Source organism: Peribacillus faecalis (assembly GCF_014712675.1).
Taxonomy (GTDB): Bacteria; Bacillota; Bacilli; order Bacillales; family DSM-1321; genus Bacillus_AD; species Bacillus_AD faecalis.
Window position 1 is genome coordinate 1 of the sequence record NZ_JACXSI010000019.1, and the last position, 21071, is coordinate 21071.

Annotated in this window: 18 protein-coding genes; 1 reads left to right on the plus strand and 17 read right to left on the minus strand. The window is 38.8% G+C overall.

The window, feature by feature from the left end; genetic code table 11:
• Window positions 1-226: 226 nt before the first annotated feature.
• From map to IEO70_RS08940, 13 genes are all read right to left on the minus strand, one after another.
• Window positions 227-973, minus strand: coding sequence for a type I methionyl aminopeptidase (map, locus tag IEO70_RS08880; RefSeq protein WP_190998025.1), 747 nt, complete (start codon window positions 971-973; stop codon window positions 227-229).
• A gap of 469 nt (window positions 974-1442) precedes the next feature.
• Window positions 1443-2744: a murein hydrolase activator EnvC family protein gene (locus tag IEO70_RS08885; RefSeq protein ID WP_190998026.1), complete on the minus strand. Its 1302-nt coding sequence runs from the start codon at window positions 2742-2744 to the stop codon at window positions 1443-1445.
• 125 nt (window positions 2745-2869) lie between these two features.
• Window positions 2870-3754, minus strand: coding sequence for a permease-like cell division protein FtsX (gene ftsX / locus IEO70_RS08890; protein WP_190998027.1), 885 nt, complete (start codon window positions 3752-3754; stop codon window positions 2870-2872).
• Window positions 3744-4430 carry a cell division ATP-binding protein FtsE gene (gene ftsE / locus IEO70_RS08895; RefSeq protein WP_190998028.1) on the minus strand — a complete coding sequence of 229 codons (687 nt, stop codon included), beginning with the start codon at window positions 4428-4430 and terminating at the stop codon, window positions 3744-3746. Before ftsE ends, ftsX begins: the two co-directional genes overlap by 11 nt.
• A gap of 350 nt (window positions 4431-4780) precedes the next feature.
• Window positions 4781-5125, minus strand: coding sequence for a cytochrome c551 (gene cccB / locus IEO70_RS08900; RefSeq protein WP_190998029.1), 345 nt, complete (start codon window positions 5123-5125; stop codon window positions 4781-4783).
• A gap of 61 nt (window positions 5126-5186) precedes the next feature.
• On the minus strand, window positions 5187-6056 hold the full coding sequence (locus tag IEO70_RS08905; protein ID WP_190998030.1) for a YitT family protein: 870 nt from the start codon (window positions 6054-6056) through the stop codon (window positions 5187-5189).
• Between the two features lie 569 nt (window positions 6057-6625).
• Window positions 6626-7730 (minus strand): peptide chain release factor 2 gene (prfB, locus tag IEO70_RS08910; RefSeq protein ID WP_190998031.1). Its coding sequence is split into 2 segments (ribosomal slippage): window positions 6626-7657 and window positions 7659-7730, totalling 1104 coding nucleotides; the frame shifts between segments, so codons are not numbered across the junction.
• A gap of 91 nt (window positions 7731-7821) precedes the next feature.
• Window positions 7822-10332, minus strand: coding sequence for a preprotein translocase subunit SecA (gene secA / locus IEO70_RS08915; protein ID WP_190998032.1), 2511 nt, complete (start codon window positions 10330-10332; stop codon window positions 7822-7824).
• A 414-nt stretch (window positions 10333-10746) separates the two neighbouring features.
• On the minus strand, window positions 10747-11301 hold the full coding sequence (hpf, locus tag IEO70_RS08920; protein ID WP_190998033.1) for a ribosome hibernation-promoting factor, HPF/YfiA family: 555 nt from the start codon (window positions 11299-11301) through the stop codon (window positions 10747-10749).
• Between the two features lie 533 nt (window positions 11302-11834).
• Window positions 11835-12179 (minus strand): hypothetical protein, encoded by a 345-nt coding sequence (locus IEO70_RS08925; protein ID WP_190998034.1) that lies wholly within the window; start codon window positions 12177-12179, stop codon window positions 11835-11837.
• Window positions 12179-12577, minus strand: a complete 399-nt coding sequence (gene fliS, locus IEO70_RS08930) for a flagellar export chaperone FliS (protein ID WP_190998079.1) — start codon at window positions 12575-12577, stop codon at window positions 12179-12181. Before fliS ends, IEO70_RS08925 begins: the two co-directional genes overlap by 1 nt.
• Before the next feature lie 36 nt (window positions 12578-12613).
• Window positions 12614-14026 carry a flagellar hook-associated protein 2 gene (locus IEO70_RS08935; RefSeq protein ID WP_190998035.1) on the minus strand — a complete coding sequence of 471 codons (1413 nt, stop codon included), beginning with the start codon at window positions 14024-14026 and terminating at the stop codon, window positions 12614-12616.
• Between the two features lie 13 nt (window positions 14027-14039).
• A complete protein-coding gene (locus IEO70_RS08940) occupies window positions 14040-14372 on the minus strand; it encodes a flagellar protein FlaG (RefSeq protein WP_190998036.1) in 333 nt (110 codons plus the stop codon).
• A gap of 377 nt (window positions 14373-14749) precedes the next feature.
• Here IEO70_RS08940 and IEO70_RS08945 point away from each other — a divergent pair, with 377 nt between their 5' ends.
• Window positions 14750-17902, plus strand: a complete 3153-nt coding sequence (locus IEO70_RS08945) for an IPT/TIG domain-containing protein (RefSeq protein WP_190998037.1) — start codon at window positions 14750-14752, stop codon at window positions 17900-17902.
• Window positions 17903-18865: 963 nt separating this feature from the next.
• Here the strand turns inward: IEO70_RS08945 and IEO70_RS08950 are convergent.
• The 4 genes from IEO70_RS08950 to IEO70_RS08965 form a co-directional block, all read right to left on the minus strand.
• On the minus strand, window positions 18866-19672 hold the full coding sequence (locus IEO70_RS08950) for a flagellin N-terminal helical domain-containing protein (protein ID WP_190998038.1): 807 nt from the start codon (window positions 19670-19672) through the stop codon (window positions 18866-18868).
• 140 nt (window positions 19673-19812) lie between these two features.
• The gene (csrA, locus tag IEO70_RS08955) at window positions 19813-20025 is read right to left on the minus strand and encodes a carbon storage regulator CsrA (protein ID WP_190998039.1); all 213 of its coding nucleotides are present in this window, start codon (window positions 20023-20025) and stop codon (window positions 19813-19815) included.
• 9 nt (window positions 20026-20034) lie between these two features.
• A complete protein-coding gene (gene fliW, locus IEO70_RS08960; RefSeq protein ID WP_190998040.1) occupies window positions 20035-20466 on the minus strand; it encodes a flagellar assembly protein FliW in 432 nt (143 codons plus the stop codon).
• Window positions 20467-20478: 12 nt separating this feature from the next.
• Complete coding sequence (locus IEO70_RS08965) at window positions 20479-21048, minus strand: DUF6470 family protein (protein ID WP_190998041.1); 570 nt, start codon at window positions 21046-21048, stop codon at window positions 20479-20481.
• Window positions 21049-21071 lie beyond the last annotated feature (23 nt).

A 21071-nucleotide genomic window follows, 5' to 3' on the forward strand; every position in this document is an offset into this window, starting at 1 on the left:
CTAGAAACTTACGTTTCCAAGGACGGTCTACCGCCGACTTCTTTTCGTTCACTTTCAGTCGAAGTTTCACCTCTACAAATCGTTGAACGTTTGCCATGGTTCGTTCACCCGGTTAAACTAACTGTTACTTCTGCCTTCACAGCTCGGGACTTTCACCCTATAGATTGCACCCATGCCGGGCGCACTTAATAAAGAAGCCAAGGCAATTGTACCTTGGCTTCTTCGATTATAGTTGTGTAAGGATTACCGGACCGTCTTCCGTAATTGCTAATGTGTGCTCGTATTGAGCAGATAGCTTCCCGTCCGCTGTGCGTGATGTCCAGCCGTTCGCGTCCATTTTTTGATGCCATGTGCCGACATTGACCATCGGCTCAATTGTGATTACCATACCAGCTTTCAGGCGAGCTCCTTTGCCCGGCTGACCGTAGTGTGGAACATATGGGTCTTCGTGCATTGTGCGGCCGATTCCGTGGCCAGTGAAGTCACGTACAACTGAGTAGCCGTTTGCTTCTACAAATGTTTGAATCGCGTGCCCGATATCACCAATGCGGTTACCTGGTACAGCTTGCTCGATACCAAGGAACATCGATTTTTCCGTCACGTCAAGCAAGTGTTGTACCGGCTCAGAAATTTTTCCGACTGGGTGTGTCCATGCAGAGTCTGCTAAGTATCCGTGTAAATTGACAACCATATCAATAGTCGCAATATCCCCTTCTTTTAATGGCTTATCTGTTGGGAAACCGTGGCAAATTTCATCATTGACAGATGCGCAAGTTGCATACGGATACCCGTGATAACCCTTTTGCTCCGGAGTAGCTCCGTTTTCTTTCATCAATTTTTCTACCAAAGCATCAATTTCCATCGTTGTGATGCCGGGTTTAATAATCTTGGCAATCTCCTGATGAATGTTGGCAAGCAAAATGCCCGCTTGGCGCATGCCTTCTATTTCTTTTTTAGATTTTAATGTAATCAATCGTTACACACTCCTTTATAAACCAAAGCCGTCACTATCCTAGTAATAGCTTTATTAAGAAAAAGTTATTCATACTCATCATCCTATTATATTATCACTAAAAGAACAGGAGCGTGTCATTTATGCCCCATTATTATAAAAACCGTCACCGGTACTTTTCTATCATGAATATGCTACTTATATTCGCCTTATTGAAAAAGGAGACCTGCAGGAACCAAAAAGCAGAAGCGGCCTGCAAATAAGGAACAGTGACTAAGAACGCTTAGTCCGCATATCTTCGTCGCTGTGACTATCTTCCTGAGAGTCCCACATACGAAACACGCCCTTGCTTTCTTCGGGGAGACTGCAAATATTGAACATCGGCTATAGGCACCCCGACTTTTAAGAAACGAAAAATATCTACAAAAGAGGCACCCCGAAATTCGAGGTGCCTCTTGTATATAAGATAGGTTGGTTGATAACAATTTAATTATAGATAATCTGCCGGGTTAACAGCATTCGATTTGGATGCATTCCATGGACCTTTATGGATTTCGAAGTGCAAATGCTGACCAAATGATTGGCCCGTATTACCCATAATACCGATTTGCTGGCCTTTGCTCACTGACTTCCCTTCGCTGACATGTCGTGTTTCCATGTGTGCATATACAGTTGTCCAAATTTGTCCGTTAATAGAATGCGTAATGAAGACAACATTTCCGTATGACCCTGAATAGTAAGACCTAGACACGACCCCACTAGCAGCCGCTACAATTGGAACATCTGCAGAGTTAGCAATATCCAGTCCGAAGTGTGTTGTTCCCCAACGTGAGCCGAACCCGGATGAATATCTGCCGACAGCAGGTTTCATAAACATTCCGGAAGAGACAGCAGGTTTAACGTTGCTGACAGACGAACTTGAACTTGAGCTTGAACTGCTGCTTGCTTGCTGTGTGCTTGCCTGCTGTTTGCGCGCTTCTTCTTCAGCTTTCTGACGTGCAGCTTCTTCTTCAGCACGTTTTTGTTCTTGTTCAATAGCTCTAGCGATTGCTGCATCTTGAGCTGCTAAAATAGCATTCTCTTCTTCAAGATCCATTACATGTGAATGTGCTTCTTCTTCCTCATGCTCTAACTGTTCCATTAGCTTTGACTTCTCAGCACGCTGTGAATCCAACTTAGCTTTCATCGTTTCCAGTTCTGCCTTCATCGATTCAAGCTCAGTAAGCTTCAATTCTACTTCTTTTTGCGCAGTCTCTAATGAAGCCTTGTCTTCTTCATGCTGCTCCACTAACGTTTCATCCGCTTGCATGATTGTCGATACTGCACTAACACGGCTGATGAAATCACCAAAGCTTGTTGCTCCTAGCAGTACTTCTATGTAACTGACAGAACCCCCGCTTTGCTGAAATGATACGGCTCTTTCTTTCAAAACTTCTGTACGCTTTTCTATACGTTCCTGCAATACAGTGATTTCTTCCTTCAACGCTTCAATTTCAGCATTAGTTGTAGAGATTTCTTCATTTTTCTCCGTGATTTTAGCGCTTGTGTCCTCGATTGCGAAATCAATGCGGTTAATTTCCGCATTTACCAATTCCTGTTCAGCTTGGAGATCTGCTATTTTTGCTTCAGTTTCATTAATGCTGGATTGCAACCCTGATTTCTTCTGCTGAACTTCTTCCTGTTGTTTCTTAAGCTCGCTAATCGACTCTGCATTTACACCAGAAACAGCCGCTAAACTTCCAAAACCCACTATTAATGTGGAGCTTAGAACAAGCATTTTCTTTTTTAACATGCACATTCACCTTTCTCTTTTCCCATCTCATATCCCGTTTTTTCTCTATAGTCCATTGATTGTTTGTTTGTAAAAAATTAATGATTATTCAGCAAGGCCTGTTAGCCCGCCGAATAATCAATACGTTAAATTTTCAAGAATTTGCGAACTGACATCATACTTCCCCATACACCAATTAACGCACCCATTAATAACAGAATGCCTGATACTTGGTATACAAACGGGTTGAAGCTTAACAACTCAAAGAACTGAATGTTCATCTTTGGTGTCGCATATTCATAGATTTGGTAGTATGTCGTTGCAATTAGAGCAATCGGAATGATTGATCCTAAAATACCAAGCCATAGTCCTTCTAAGAAGAACGGCCAACGAATGAATGAGTTCGTCGCCCCTACCAATCTCATAATCTCAATTTCGCTCTTTCTCGCCATAATTGTAATTTTGATTGTATTAGATATTAAGAACATTGCTGTGAATAATAAACCAATAATCAGCACAAGTCCGATGTTTCGGGAGATATCCACAATCTTGAATAATTTTTCTACATAACCTTGTCCATACTTAACCGACTCAACAAAATCAAGTTTTTCTGCTTTTTCAGCAACTTTCACAACGTCTTCTGGTGTTTTCGTTTTCACAATATACACATCACGAAGAGGGTTGTCCTGTTCAAACAGCGTAAACGCATTCCCTAATGACTCATTTATGATTACTAGCTCTTCTTCTTTAGAAGAAAATGTTACTTCATTTACTTCCGGAATTGCCTTCAGTTCTTCTTCAACTGCTAATCTATTTTCTTCTGTCGCTGTCACATCCAGATGCACACGAACCTCAACATCATCTTCAATGTTTGATGCAACGTTGTTCATATTCATTAATAGAATAAAGAAAACACCAACTAGTAAAAGAGTAACAGTTACGGCACTGACAGATGCGAATGTCATCCATCCGTTTCGTCCTAAACTCTTAAAGCTCTCTCTAAAGTGACGAAGAATACTATTAATACTCATAGCCGTATTCACCTCGTTGCTCATCTCTTATAATCGTTCCATTCTCAATGGCGATTACCCGATGCCTTAAATTATCCACAATTTCCTTGTTATGGGTTGCCATAACAATCGTAGCACCTCTTTTATTAATTTCCTCAAAAATGTTCATAATGTCCCATGAGGTTTCCGGATCAAGATTTCCTGTCGGCTCATCAGCAATAACAACCTTCGGATTATTCACGATTGAACGCGCAATTGACACCCTTTGCTGCTCCCCTCCGGAAAGTTCATCCGGCATCATTCGTGCCTTATGCTTTAAACCAACCAATTCTAGAATATCCATTACACGTTTTTTAATCTCTTTCGGCTCAACTTCTATTACCTCAAGGGCGAAAGCAACATTCTCGTAAACAGTCAATTTAGGAAGTAGTTTAAAGTCTTGGAAAACCACTCCAATATTTCTTCTGAAAACAGGAACTTTAGAGTTGCGAAGATTGGCCAAGTTAATACCATTTATAGTGATTGTACCCTTTGTCGGCTTTTCTTCACGGTACATCATTTTAATAAAAGTAGATTTACCGGCACCGCTTGGTCCGACGACATAAACAAACTCGCCTTTATTTATTTTTACATTGATCCCGTTAACGGCAACGACACCGTTTGGATATGTTTTATAAACATCAATCATTTCGATCATCTTTATATAACCACCTATTTTTCTAGTTTTGTCACCCTGTTTCGACAAAGCTCATTTCTAAGATGCTACATGAATGTACATAATTCTACTAGATTCCACAAATCCTATTATAACATTATATAATTTCATTTATGATTTAAAAATATTACATTTTCATTTCAAGGATACTGAAAATCACCTAAAAATAGTATGGAATTTAGTAATATCACCCTTCTCTTGCTTAAATATTGAAAAAATGTAGGTATTTGTAAATCTCACTATAGAATTTGTTTCAATGTTTTTTATATCTTTTCACAAAATAAAATAAGGCCGACTCTCGTAAAAAAGAGCCGACCTTATATTTAATCATATTATTTCTTATCTGCCAACCAGGCAGCTACTGCCGTTGCATCTTCGCCATCAAGCGCTTTTGCTGGCATCATCCCTTTGCCTGACAAGATTACTTCTTCAATCTCTTCTTGAGACATGGATGACCCGATTGCATCAAGCGCTGGACCTACTCCACCTTCAAGATTTTGTCCATGACATGACGAACATTTATTTTCATAAAGCTTTGCCTCATTACCTGCATCAGCTGTTGTTGTTTCTGAGTTAGAACTGCTATTGTTTGCAGGCGTTTCCTCCGCCTCATCACTGCCGCAAGCAGCAAGCGCAAGTGTCGCCCCCATCAATAACGCTAATAGCATTTTTTTCACAACAATCCCCCCTGAGTAAAATATAGAAATTTACCTATATTATACCATACGGAGAACTATTTTAAGCCATCTTAAACCCCTCGCCTAGTACCTCTGAAGCATCTGTCACGACAACAAAAGCTTGTGGGTCAACATCTTGAACCACTTGTTTCAACTTTGTGAATTGTGTCTGATCAACCACACACATCAAAACAGCTTTGTGCTTATCTGTGTAACCACCTTTTCCGTGGATTTCCGTCACACCGCGGTTAACTCTTTTGAAGATGGCTGCACGGATTTCATCTTCTTTATTCGTAATAATGAGCGCCATTTTCGAGCTGTTCATTCCGACTTGGACAATATCGATTGTTTTGCTCGTTACATAAAGAGAAATCAGCGCATACAAACCTTGTTCGATATCAAAAACAACGCAGGCCGCAATAACGATGAGACCATCAATCATTGCAACACATTTCCCTAAGCTGATATGTGTGTACTTGTGGATGATTTGCGCCGCTAAGTCTGTTCCGCCTGTCGAAGCCTTCCCTCTGAATACAATCCCAAGACCAAGACCGACACCGATCCCACCGCAAATCGCGCTAAGCAGTGCATCATGCGACCAAGGCGACCAATCATTCGTTAAAAATACGACGAACGGAAAAAAGATTGTCCCGACAAGGGTTTTCAATCCGAACTGTTTGCCGAGTAAAACTACACCCGCTATAAATAACGGAATATTAAACGCCCATTGCACAAATGCCGGCTCAAAGCCTAACTTAGCATACACAATCGTACTGATTCCGCTTACGCCCCCCGGCGCAATTTCATTCGGCAGCAAAAACACGTTAAAGGCAATCGCGACAATTGCCGATCCAACTAAAACATGGGCATATTCCATTATTTTGCTCATGTAAGCTGAAGAAGACATCAAATTATTATATTTTCTTCTCATTGTGACCCCCATCATTATATAAATATAAAAAATTTCGTTTCAGTTATACTGGAACGGAAGCCAAAATATGCTAACCGCTCTTCACCAAAACTGAGTATATCACCAGGGCGGATACTATGTAAATAACAGCTAAATAACGTAGTAACGCACTAAAATGCCAACATGTCCTCATTCGTTCCGTCCAATACATATAGATTCCGGAGAAAATTATAGGATTATACCTTTTTAATTTTGATTCCAGCTGTGGGTGGATGGGTTTATCCGATTTATAGGGATATTCAAAGTTGAGTTTCGAGGTAATATGTTTAGAATCGGGTATTTTTTCGGGGATGAATGCCAATTTAACAGGGGCGCAGAAGACTTTCCATGATGTCTCGTGCTTTATTCTTCCACATTTCAAATTAATCGTCTGCTTTTACCGTTAATTAAGCTGTTTCGGTGCGGGCACGGAAGTTTTACAGATTGCTTTCGTGCTCAATCAGTCCGCTTTTAAAAATAATCAGTCCAGATTTCACAATTAATCGAGCGAACACGCAAAAGAACCGCGAAATGAATTCGCGGCTTAAATGTTATTCTGCTAATTTCGAACGTAAGTATGCATCGATGAAGCTATTCAGATCGCCGTCCATTACAGCTTGAACGTTACCTGTTTCAGCACCGGTGCGGTGGTCTTTAACCATTGAATACGGGTGGAATACGTAAGAGCGGATTTGGCTGCCCCACGCAATATCTGATTTCTCACCGCGGATTTCATCTAGCTTCGCTTGTTGTTCCTCGATTTGCAGTTGGTATAGTTTTGATTTCAGCATGTTCATTGCGCGTTCACGGTTTTTGATCTGTGAACGTTCAGTTTGACATTGCACGACAACGCCTGTCGGAATGTGCGTGATACGAACAGCTGAGTCAGTTGTATTGATGTGCTGACCGCCGGCTCCTGTTGCGCGATACGTATCGACTTTTAAATCTTCCGTGCGGATGTCGATTTGGATGTCATCATTAAATTCCGGCATAACGTCGCATGAAACGAAAGAAGTATGACGGCGTCCTGATGAATCGAACGGTGAAATACGAACAAGACGGTGTACACCTTTTTCTGCTTTCAAATAGCCGTAAGCATTGTGGCCTTTAATAAGAAGCGTTACGCTCTTAATGCCAGCCTCGTCACCTGCAAGATAGTCAAGCGTTTCCACTTTAAACCCTTGTTTTTCAGCCCAACGAGTGTACATACGAAGCAGCATTGATCCCCAGTCTTGAGACTCAGTACCGCCAGCACCCGGATGCAATTCCAGGATCGCATTGTTTTTATCGTATGGCTCACTAAGGAGTGCTTGTAGCTCATATTCGTTCATTTGATTCACTAGCTCTGTTAATTCGGAAACTAGTTCTTCTTGCAGATCCGCATCATTTTCTTCCTTTAAAAGCTCAAATGTCAGCTCCAGGTTCTCGTGCGTATCATTCATGCTGTGGAACTGATCAACAAGTTCCTTTAATCCGTTTGCTTCATTAATAATGCCTTGCGCTTTTTGCTGATCATTCCAGAAATCCGGTTCTGTCATAATATTTTCAAGCTCGGCAATACGGGCTTCCTTCTCTTCTAAGTCAAAGAGACCCCCTAAAGTCCGCTAACTTCTTAGCTGTTTTTTCGAGCTCTGATCTGATTTCTGCTAATTCCATGCTCATTCACCTCTAAAATTAATTTATACATAGGAAAAGAGGCGGCTATACACTATGCCACTCCTCTTTTCTTATTTCAGACGGACCGTTATTATGCACGTCCGTGACATTGTTTATATTTTTTGCCACTTCCGCATGGGCAAGGATCGTTACGACCGACTTCCGCTTTTTTGCGTGCCGGTTGCTTCTTCACCTTTTCGCCGTCGCCTTCTTTCGGATGGACAGCTTGGCCTTTGACAACCTCTTGTCTTTGCAGGTTGTTGCGGATTTCAGCTTTCATTATATATTTCGCTACTTCATCTTCGATTGACGCAATCATATCTTCGAACATCGCGAAACCTTCTTGCTGGTATTCACGAAGCGGATCGATTTGACCGTACGCGCGCAGGTGGATACCTTGACGAAGCTGTTCCATCGTATCGATGTGTTCCATCCACTTGCTGTCTACAGCACGAAGTACGATAACTTTTTCAAATTCACGCATTTGTTCCGGAGAAAGTTGTTCTTCCTTCGCATCATACGCTTCTTTTACTTTTGCTAAGATTAATTCTTCAATTTCAGCCGGTTCTTTGCCTTGCAGTTCTTCGACTGTAATCGCGCCTTCTTTCAGCAAGTTGCCTTGTACGTAATCAACGATACCTTTTAAGTTCCAGTTGCTTTGCTCTTCTTCCGCTGTGAAAGCTGCAACATGGCGTCCAACAGATGTCGAAATCATTTGCTCGATGATTTCACGCAAGTTCTCGCTGTCAAGAACGTCAAAGCGCTGTTTATAGATGATTTCACGTTGCTGACGTAATACATCATCATATTGAAGCAATTGCTTACGAGAGTCAAAGTTATTACCCTCTACGCGTTTTTGAGCAGACTCTACAGCTTTCGTCACCATTCGGCTTTGAATTGGCTGAGAATCGTCCATACCAAGCTTCGACATCATATTTCTCATATTGTCTGAACCAAAACGACGCATTAATTCGTCTTCCATCGACAAGTAGAATTGTGTCACACCAGGGTCCCCTTGACGACCGGAACGACCGCGGAGCTGATTGTCGATACGGCGTGATTCATGTCGCTCTGTACCGATAACTGCCAGACCGCCAAGTTCTTTCACGCCTTCGCCAAGCTTAATGTCCGTACCACGGCCGGCCATGTTTGTTGCGATTGTTACGGCACCAGCTTTACCGGCATCTAGAATAATTTCCGCCTCACGACCATGATTTTTCGCATTCAATACATTATGCGGAATTCTATTTTTCGTTAATAAGTTTGAAATTAATTCAGACGTCTCGATTGCTACTGTACCGACCAATACCGGCTGTCCTTTCGCATGACGCTCTTTAATATCTTCTACTACCGCGTTGAATTTACCGTTCATAGTCGCATAAATCAAATCAGCGCGGTCATCACGGACAACGTCACGATTTGTAGGGATTGCGACAACATTCATGTTGTAAATATTGCGGAACTCTTCTTCTTCTGTTTTCGCCGTACCAGTCATACCTGAAAGCTTCTCATACATACGGAAGTAGTTTTGGAACGTAATAGTTGCCAATGTCATACTTTCGTTTTGAATGTTCAAACCTTCTTTCGCTTCGATTGCCTGATGCAGACCATCACTGTAACGGCGACCTTTCATTAGACGACCAGTGAATTGGTCAACGATAACGATTTCGCCGTCTTGAACAACGTAGTCTACGTCGTTGTGCATACTCACATGCGCTTTCAACGCTTGGCTAATATGATGGTTCAATGTTACATGCGAAATATCGAACAAGTTATCAATACGGAACGCGCGCTCAGCTTTCGTAATGCCATCCTCTGTCAGCTGCACGCCCTTTGTTTTTTCATCATATGTGTAATCCTTCTCAGCAGTCAGCGTGCGAACAAAAGCATTCGCCTGCATATACAATTGCGTCGATTTTTGCGCACTGCCGGAAATGATCAACGGTGTACGTGCTTCATCGATTAAGATTGAGTCGACCTCATCAATTACAGCATAATGCAACGGACGCTGCACCATCTGCTCTTTGTAAAGCACCATGTTGTCACGCAAATAGTCGAAGCCAAATTCATTATTCGTACCGTACGTAATATCCGCACGGTATGCTTCTTGTTTTTCTTCACGAGTCAGACCGGCTACGTTTAAGCCGACAGTCAGACCAAGGAATTCATACAGCTTGCCCATTTCTGTCGCGTCACGAGATGCCAAGTATTCATTGACTGTAACAACGTGCACGCCTTTTCCAGTGATGGCATTCAAGTAAACAGGCATTGTGGAAGTCAATGTTTTACCTTCCCCTGTTTTCATCTCGGCGATATTGCCGTCATGAAGCGTCGCGCCCCCCATTAACTGAACGGCGAACGGATACATGCCAAGTACACGTCTTGACGCTTCGCGGACAACCGCGAACGCTTCAACCAACATGTCATCCAGCGATTCACCTTTTTGGTAACGCACTTTAAATTCTTCTGTCTTCGCCTGAAGCGCATCATCAGAAAGATGCTCCATTTGCTCAGACAATGCTTCTATATGCTCGGCTGTCTTATGCAGACGTTTAACCTCACGTTTATTCGGATCAAATACTTTATTTAAAATCGATAACATTTCACAAACGCTCCTCTGTTTTGTGATGACTATATAAAGGGAAACTGTGTTTTACCCATTTACTACTTATTATATATTAAAAAATTTATCCATTTTTTATATTACCATTTCTGCAACCTTGGTACAACTAGCTGAATTAAGTACATCGGAACTGGAACCTATCCAAAAAGTCATTTCTGTTTTTTGGGATGGTTTGCCTATAGCTTGTTTCTGAATAAATAGGATTACTGATTTTCATCTTTTTATTTTCCTTATCTGGTTAGGATATGGCTTTACAGCGATAAGATTTTGGTGGTTGGTTCACAAAGAAACGTATTTGTTTAATAGTGAGATGGTTGTTGGAGAATTCAACATAAATAATAGGCTGCCAAACAAACTTTTGTTTGTCCGGCAGCCTTGTTTTAAGTCGTTATATTAAGCGTTTGGCTCGATTAGGCCATAACGACCGTCTTTACGTTTATATACTACATTTGGCAAGTTTGTTTCAGCGTTTGTGTAAACGAAGAAATTGTGACCAAGCATGTTCATTTGAAGGATTGCTTCTTCGCTGTCCATTGGCTTTAAGTCAAAGCGTTTTGTACGAACAAGCTCTAAATCTTCTGTTTCTTCAGTATCCGCAACAACTTCTGTATCCACGAATTGGATCAAATCTGCATTATTGCCGTTTGCACGGTGTTTGCGGTTCACGCGAGTTTTATACTTACGAATTTGTCTTTCAAGTTTATCAGCAATCACATCAACCGCTGCATACATATCTGGATTTTTCTCTTCCGCGCGCAATACTAAGTTAGGCATTGGAATTGTTATTTCAACCTTAGCTGTGCGGTCGTTGTAAACTTTAAGATTCACATAAACCGTAGCATTTGGTGTATTGCTAAAATATTTTTCTACTCTTCCAACTTTTTTCTCCACATAATCGCGTAGAGCTGGAGTTACCTCAATGTTTTCACCACGAATGTTATAATCCATAAGTGAGTCCTCCTTCAATAAATCAAATAGATGAAACTTGAGAATTATATAGAAAAGAAATCTTTCTATACTCTATAAATTCTATGATACCCTTTTCAAATCCTTCTTCAATCCTTTAAAAGAATTGTCAAAATATTGAACAATATAGTTCAATGAGTTTTCACGGAATCCACTTCGGTACCAGCTCTTATCCATTCGATACACCTTCTTGTATCTCGATTAACTAGCTTCTGCAAAGCCTTCTGTCCCCGTTTAAAAACCTTCTTTTATTATGTATAGGTATATGTTAGGGTATTTATTCTTTACCCTTTTATGAAAAAGATAAAACCGTGACTACGTATTGAAATTTCAGATTCCTTTTTTCCGAGTCCCACAACCTTAATTTTTCATTACTCTTGTGTTTTTCCCTAAACCGACCATTATAAATAACAGACACTTTTACTTAATGCATAAAAAAGCAGTACTATAAAAGTTCAAAAAATCCTTCAAAGGAAAATTTTCACTTCAACAGTACTGCATCAAATAATATTAAATTATTTTTTTTTATCATAAAAATAGCCATAAGCAGAGGGACCATTATATCCCGTATAGTTATCGATATATTTTTCCCTCTTATTCAAACTTTTTATCTTTTCAGTAATTTGGTTCTTAATGCCATTTATCTGTTTTTCAACTTTTTTATTAAGCTCTATAATTTCGGTCCCTAAAAGCCGTTCACTTTCAGAAAATGGCGGATTTAAAGTGGAGAGAAGCTCTTCCCTCTCGCTTAATAGTATTACTAACTCATTATACTGTTCGTCAGAATAATCAACACTAATTTTCGACTTCTCAAAAAGTTCCTTTGTGATGTAATAACATTTTTCAAGACTTTCTCTCATCAAACAAGTCCACCGTGATGTTGTTGCTGTCTATTTAATTGAATGGCTTGCTTCCATGTATCTCGAAATTCTATGACTATTTGTTCTGCCTCTTCTAACTTTTTAATATCATTCTTAATATTTGCGTCTAGCAGTGACTGATAAATAAATTCATATAGTGCCATCATATTTTTTGATACTTCATATTCCATATCCAACGTTACCATCAATTCACGAATAATATTTTGCGCTTTTTGAATGTTAGTGTTGCGTTCTGCAACACTGTTCACCCGAATAGCTTGCTTCGCTTTATTGATAAATTTCAAACAACCGTTGTATAACATGATTGTCAACTCACCGGCTGATGCAGTTGTTACAGAATTTTGTTCGTACGTTTTATATGGATTATTAGTGGCGATCATTTATTGCACTCCTTACTTGAATAAAAGATATTATCAGCTAAAATATGAAGACAACGTAGAAGATTGTGAATTCATATTTGATATTAACTTTTCCATTTGAGTGAACTTACTCCAATATTTCGATTCGATTTGTTTCAATCGATCTTCCCATCTAGTCTTGGACTTATTCAAACTCTCTAATTCTTTACCGATTGAGAACTGTTGATTAGTCGTATTCTCATTTCCGGCTTTTGACTTAATAGCGCCCATCCCAGTTTTAAGCGTAGCCGAAAGCTTGGACATAAGTCCATTCTCACCCCGGAACAATTGCTCAACAGATTGAGAGTCTGCATTAATCGCCGCTCTTAATTTCTCCTCGTCAATCACTAACTTACCGCCATCTTTATAATTTGGAGAAGTTGTAATACCAATTTTAGCAAGATGATTAAAGTCGGCAGAAATTTTATCATTATTGACTTGGCTATAAAAATCCAAACGCATATTAGATAATATATTACTTAATGTTTGGTCATTTCTTAACAAACCTGTTTTAGCAATACTTTCCCACTTTTCAATCTCTTTTTCGGATAAAGCTTCTCGTTCTTCATCTGTCAGAGGTCCATAGTTACGATTTCGCTCTTCTTTCAATTTATCTTGGATAGTACTAATAAGTTCGTTATATTTATTAACGAAAGATACGATATTATCAACAACGGAATCTGTATCCGTTTTTACTGTTGTTGTAACAAAGCCTGTAAATTCACTATTCAGTGTGTACGTAACACCGTTTTCAGTAAATGTATTTGATGTACGTTCCGTTTCAATACCATTTATCGTCAAGGTCGCATTTTTTCCATCTGTCTTCGTAGCTCCTGTACCGAGACCGAACGTATCCGCCAGTTCTCCGCTTACATTAATGGTACCTGCACCAGTTTCTTTATTTGTGATGGAGAACTTCCCTTTCACATAATCATAATACATATTAACACCAGCATTAGACGCATTCACTTTACCAATAATAGATTTAATAGTATCGCCCGCTTCAACCGTAAATGTCTCAGCACCAATCGTTAACTGTTTACCAACTAAATTATCTAATGAAGTATCACTAGTTTGCCCTGTATAACCAGTTGCCGCACCAACAATTGAAGCGCTCGTCGCCAACGTTACATTTGAAATGGTAGTTTGCCCTACATTAGCATTATTAGCTGCAGTAGCCGTCACCTTACTTGAATCTGTTGAAGCTACAGAGTAAGAACGATATTTATTTGTGTATTGCATTGATGATACTTCATTCGAAAAATTAAGCAAAGCGGTATTCATTGCCCGGTAATCATCACGTTGCCACTCTAACGTCTGAAGTTTCTTCTCGACCTTATTTAAAGGTGCTCGTTCAGCCTTCATTAAACCATCTACTATCGAATCAATATCCATACCACTGGAAAGCCCGCTAATTCTCATAGCCATATTAATCAGCTCCTTAAACTTTTTGATCCACTACTAAACCAATATTCTTTTGAATTGCTGCATACAAATCTAACAACTTCTTAGCGGGTATTTCTTTCAAAACCTCTTGTGTATCACGATCAACAATCGACATGAAATATTCCTGCAACCCTTCATGATACTCAAACTTCAATTGTGTAACATGGTTTTTTCTAACCTCGTGTAACTCTTTAATCATCTCTTCAAGCAGTTGATTTTTCGTCGGATTATCATTTTGAACTACTTCTTCACTTACTTCTTTCTTTTCTAGCGTCTGATATGTCTCTTGTTGGAAGAATGGTTGTCCACCATTAATAATAATTGACATAATAACAAGCACCTCCCGAAATCTTTTATATTAACAATATCGGAAGAAAAAGGATAATATTAAAATATTATGAACATTTATCTACATAATTGTATAATTAGATCTCTTCTTTTTTGGAGGATAAGTAACTACTATATTCTCTTTATCGGCCAATCAAAAGAATACTTTAAGCACTCCCTGCCTTTAAGACAGTAAAATAAAACAAAACATGTTAAACCAACCCCCTAAGCAAAAATACTCAATAAATAGTTCAAATCTCCCAAAGTAAACAGACTGTTGGTATAAACAAAACAAGCATTAATCCGATATTAATTAATGAAATAGTAATTTAAAATTACTATTTTTAACAAATAAATATTGGGAGAGGGCTGGAATTAATGAAGAGCAAGAATTTCAAATGGTTAAATATTTTTGCAGTGTTGTTTCTTTTCATTAGTACTATTTTACCTTACTCTGTCAGCGCCACAACGATTCAAGGCTCCGATTTAGTAAGTGTAAGCAAATCAGTAAGCATAGATTCGCTTGTTAGAGGCGGACAAGAAGTTGCTGATGTCACTTTATCAGTGAAGGGAACACCTCAAGAAACTACATTCGTTCAACCGAATGATGTTATTTTGATTATCGACAAATCCGGAAGCATGCAAACTGATAACAGACTTGCAGCAGCCAAAGATGCGACGAAAGAGTTTTTAGATTTAATCGATACAACGAAACACCGTGTTGGTATCGTTGATTACAGTGGCTCGGTATCATCTTTTCCGCTAACTACTGATATTGATGCTGCAAAAGCCTATGTAGACAATATCGAGCTAGGAGGAGGAACCAATACTGGGGATGCCATAAGACAAGCTACCGCTATGTTGGCTAATCCCGATTCAGGTGTGCAACCAACAATTGTTATTCTTACAGATGGGGAAGCACAAAGTACAACGGATGCTCTAGCAAGTTCAAAAGCAGCTAAAGATGCAGGAGTAATTTTTTACTCAATCGCTCTATTAGCAGCTAACGAGAATCCCGATTTAAGTGCTCCGAATCAGCTGTTGAAAAATATGTCTACATCTGCTGATCACCACCACTTTGTGTTGGGGTCTATCGGACTGCCTGAAGTGTATAGACAGATTGTAGAAGAAATTGGTTTAGCAAGCGCCTACAATGTTGTTGTAACAGATACGGTTTCACCAGAGTTTGAAATCGTTCCTGGCTCTTATGACAATAACATTCCTAAACCAACAGTAAACGGTAATACACTTGAATGGAATATTACGGAATTAAAAGCAAACGAACTTACATTTACTTATCAAGTTCGTCTAAAAGATACGGCAACTGCAGGGAAAATTCCTTTAGCTACAACTTCAACGACATTTGAGGATCATGAAGGAAACAGTTATTCAGTAGATGCAACAAATCCTACTATAGAAATTACTAATCCTGCACCAATCATTAACGAAATTGATGCAAATAAAGGTTTAACTGCCGGTGGAGAAACCATTTCTATTAAAGGTCAAAACTTCTTAGATGGAGCTAAGGTATACTTTGGAAGTAAATTAGCAACCGTTTCATCTATTAGTTCTGGTGAGATTATCGTAAAATCTCCAAGTGGTATACAAGGCACAACGGTTGAAGTTAAAGTGGTCAATACAGATGGGCAATTTGCCGTAGGACAATATAGTTACTATGATGTACCTACAATTATTTCCGTATCTCCAGCAGAGGGAGAAATGCCTGGCGGAAACAAAATTACTGTAGCTGGAACAAAGTTTCTTACAGGAGCAAAAGTTTACATCAATGATGTAGAAGCACCAACCACTTTTGTCTTAGCAAGCAAATTATATGCAATAGTGCCTTCTTCTGAAATAAGCGGAACAGTTTCTGTAAAAGTTATTAACCCTGATGGTTCAGAAGCATCACTTGAAAGTGGTTACACATATCTAGAACCAGCTCCTCCCTCCACTATTGAGCTACACAAATTATCAATAACAAGCGGTTCATTAAAAGGCGGAGATAAAGTTACTTTGTACGGTCAAGAATTTGATGAAAATGTAAAAGTTTATTTTGGCGAAATAGAAGCTACTGTAGATTATTATACAAGCTCTAGTAGTATTCGTGTCATCGTTCCTGCTGGAGTAAATCCTAGTTTGGTTACAGTAAAAGCAGTCAACCCTGATGGATTATTCTCTGAGTTAGTGAATAGCTACGAATACCTAGCCCCACCTACCCCTCAATTAGACAGTTTATCTGCTACTAGTGGAAAATTAGCTGGGGGAGAAAAAGTTATTGTGTACGGCGCAAACCTTGATACTGATGTAAAAGTTTATTTTGGCGACCAAGAAGCTGCTATAGACTATTATTATAGTTCTAGTAGAGTTCGCGTCATTGCTCCTGCAGGTACATCAACTGGTTTTGTTAATGTAAAAGTCGTTAATCCTACTTATGGTACGGAGGCTGTGCTAACTAGTGCTTATGAATATTTACCTCCAGACCCAGTTGAATTAAATAGTTTATCTGCAGCTAGCGGCGAACCAAAGGGTGGAAACAAGATTACTTTATACGGCAAAAATTTTGATACTGATGTAAAAGTATACTTCGGTGACCAAGAAGCAATTGTAGATTATTATACAAGCTCTAGCAGCATCCGTGTAATAGTTCCTGAAAATGCATCAACCGGTTTTGTTTCAGTGAAGGTTGTTAATCCTGACGGTTCTTCTGCTGAGTTAATCGATGGTTATGAATATGCAATAGTACTTGGCCCAACTCCAGTAATTACGAGTTTATCAAAAACAAGTGTATTAGTAGGTGAGTCAACAAGCATTACAATTTACGGACAAAATTTTGATCAAAAAGGACTTGCATACGTTGATGGTGAGCAAGTTAGTTACTCATGGGTAACTTCAACTAGAGTACGTATATCTGTGCCGGTTAGCATTCAAGCAAAAACAGTTGATATAGAAATAGTTAATCCTGATGGTCAGTCCGCTATTTTACCAAATGGATTCTCATACGAAGAACCAGTTCTTAATCCTGCGCCTATAATCTCATCGCTTTCTAGTAATATGGGAGAACTTGCGGGTGGTGAAACAATAACAATTAGCGGTCAAAACTTTGATAGTACTACCAAAGTGTATTTTGCTAGTAAATTAGCAACTGTCATTTCAGTGACTGATACAGCAATACAAGTGAAAGTTCCATCTGCAACAACTAGTACAACTGTTCCAGTTAAAGTTGTCAATTCTGATTCGCAGCAGTATGTATTAGATAACGGTTACACATATTTACCAAAACCTATTACTATCACCAGCTTGTCAACTACATCTGGTTCAATTAATGGGGGCACTTCCGTTACAATTTACGGGACAAACTTTACAAATAAAACAATGACAATATCAGTAGCTGGGGAAGAAGTATCTTATACGTACATTTCTGCTACTCGTATTCGTATTAATACACCTTCCACCTTAGCAGCAGGTACTGTAAAAATTACAATTACTGATATAGCTGGAAGAGAAGTATCTACCGATTATACTTATTACTGATTCAACAAAATATCAGAACAAAGAACTCTAAACAATTCTAAAAAGGACGATATCGCCCATAAAGTTAGACGAATAAAACATCTTGTAGTTACTAACAGGAAGTTTGTATTATATAGTTCAGCCAGCATTTCTGGTTGAACTATATTTATTTAGCTTAATTTATCAATCCAAGGTAGAACGTATATGGGTGCGGGACATTAATCCCGTCAGCCAAACCGTGTATCCTCTACTAAGAGAAATAGGTTTGGGGCTGGTTGCGACTTTGATTTCTTTTCATGAGAAGTTATAAGACTATTTGGGAGTAAAGGAGGTTACTGATGAATATACGAAGAGAGAAATGTGTATTCTTTGCTACAAAGAGAAACTTGAGCCTCATATAAGAAGATGAACTTACTTTTTGAATCTTTGCAGTCTATCTATTAAACAAGAGATAATCAAGAAAATGACATCTTTCGGAATTGGAGAGCTAAATTCCCCTACGAAATTAATGCCTTCGCTGGAATTGATTCAGTTTAGACTTTTTAACTGTATAAAGAAAAAACCTGCATAAGTTATCTCAAAGGTTGTATAGTATGCCTAAAATCCTTGTGACATATAAAATTTACTGTAAAGGAGAAAGATGTCGAAAATCTCCTACTCATTTAGATATCCAGAAATATTTAGAGCCGTTTTTATTAATAAAAGAAAAAGCCATCCAATCATGCTTATGATATATTTCCGAACCCCACAGATACAGCTATTTTTCAGGTTCTTTAGGCTGATTTTCAATTCATCAGGGTTTTCTATCCGAAGGAAACTCAAAGTTTAGAAATGAAATAGTCTTCGCATTAATGACAGTAATTTCACATAAACTCATGCCCCACAGTTAAAAATAAATATAAAAAAAGTGAAATCGGAATAACCAATTTCACTTTTTTCATTATTAAAGCTAGTTTTATTCCTATTCTATTATTAACCAATCAATTAACGAAGTAATTGAAGTACGCCTTGCGGTGTTTGGTTAGCTTGAGCAAGCATAGCTTGAGCAGCTTGAGAAAGAATAGATTGTTTAGTTTGTTCTGAGATTTCTTTAGCCATATCAACATCGCGAATGCGTGATTCAGCTGCTGTTAAGTTTTCAGATGTAGTACCAAGATTGTTAATAGTATGTTCTAGACGGTTTTGAACAGCACCTAGATCTGAACGTTGCTGAGATACCGCTAAGATAGCATCATCAATTGAATCAATTCCAGCTTGAGCATCATTTTCTACGTCAACAGCACCGACACCAATAGCAGCAGCTTGCATATCAACAAGATTAATTGTAATCAATTGATTTGAATTAGCACCAACTTGTAAATCAACTGTTGCAATGGCTCCATCTAATATATTTTTCGTATTAAATTGTGTTGTCGTTGCAATTCGATCAATCTCTCCAGAAAGAGCATCGATTTCACTTTGAATGAATGCAACATCATCATCATTGTTTGTTTGATTTGCTGCTTGAACAGAAAGTTCACGCATACGTTGTAGAATTGAATGAGTTTCATTCAATGCACCTTCAGCAGTTTGTATTAAAGAAATACCATCTTGTGCATTTCGAGAAGCTTGATCTAAACCGCGAACTTGCGCACGCATTTTCTCTGAAATTGCTAATCCTGCAGCATCATCGCCAGCACGGTTGATACGAAGACCTGAAGATAGTTTTTCCATAGACTTTGATTGTGCGTTGTTAGCACCTGTTAATGAACGTTGTGTGTTAAGAGCTGCGATATTGTGATTGATTCTCATTTGTAGTTTCCTCCTTGAATTAAATGCCCACGTCCTTGTGAGCTGAAATTTTTATAAGAGTAATGGCGACTATGCGCCTCTCCCCTTACACTATATATATCGGTGGGAATAGGATGAACTTTAGTACTTTTCTATTATTTTTATTTAAAAAAATCAGGAAGTTTATTTATATTTTGGGTTGCGCGTTTATTCTCCTCTTGAATAGAGGCATAAACTTCCTTCCGGTAAATATCTACTGATTTAGGAGCTTCTATCCCGATCTTCACTTGATCACCTTTCATTTCTAGCACGGTAATTTCTACATTTTCTCCTATTTTGATAGTTTCTCCTACTCTTCTCGTCAATACGAGCATAGGATCACCTCATTTCTGCTTAGTTATAATGTTATGCCTTGTCCGATATGGAGAATTATTAAGAATGACCTGCTTCCCTTTATAATTTCTTTTGTTTAAAATAATTGGTGCCTGTAAATTCACTGTTGAGTTTTCCAACGAATCTCTCAATGTTACGATGACCAACACCACTACATCTTCTTCATTAATTAATTCTAATACAGCTAAACTATTCTCATCTAATGTGAAGTCATAATCCTGATAAAACTCAAACGGATTAGTCACGATAAAGGCTACTTCCTCTTTTTCCTTCGATTGCAATATGAAGAATGATTCCTGATTAAAAATTGGGTGAAGAACAAATTCCTTCTCTTCAGGGAATCCCGGTATCCCATTAGGAAAGCTCCATGCCTCATTCTCAATCAATTGTACTTCCCGTTCAGTTATTGTTTGATTGCTCATAAAAACCATTCCCTACTTATTAAAATTTACATTTACAAAGTCTATGTCCAATATATTTTTTTCTTTTAAATATATATCGATCTCATACGGTTCATACTCAAAAATAGGCTTATTCGGCTTCGTATTGTTGATTACTTGCCCAAGCTTCCAATCAATAGATACTACGGCTGGTTCATAGTTTATCTTTACACTAAAGTGCGGAGGGATAAATCCAATGTTGAACTGTTTTTCAGGGCGTGCAGCATTTTCCTTGGCATGTTGCGCTATAGGATTCCCGCCGTTTTCAATTTTCATTAACTCGTCTCCTTCTTGCGCTCTTCTTGCCACCCCTTCTAATGCTGCGTTGCGTCCATCATTAGCAAAGTCCTCCATCATTCTATTCGTGCTCTTAATATTCATTGCTTCCCATGCTAATGTTTGGTCGATTGTCAATTTAGAAGGTTTAGTTTGTATGCTCATCTGCGCAGGTATGTTTTGCAGATCCAGTTCTGCAGGTGATTGTTCCATATGTACAACAGCATCTCTTGTCTCAATACCAATTCTTGCGTAAGTCGATTCCAGCCTTATTTGCGGTAATTCCATTCAACAATCACTCCTCTAAAAAG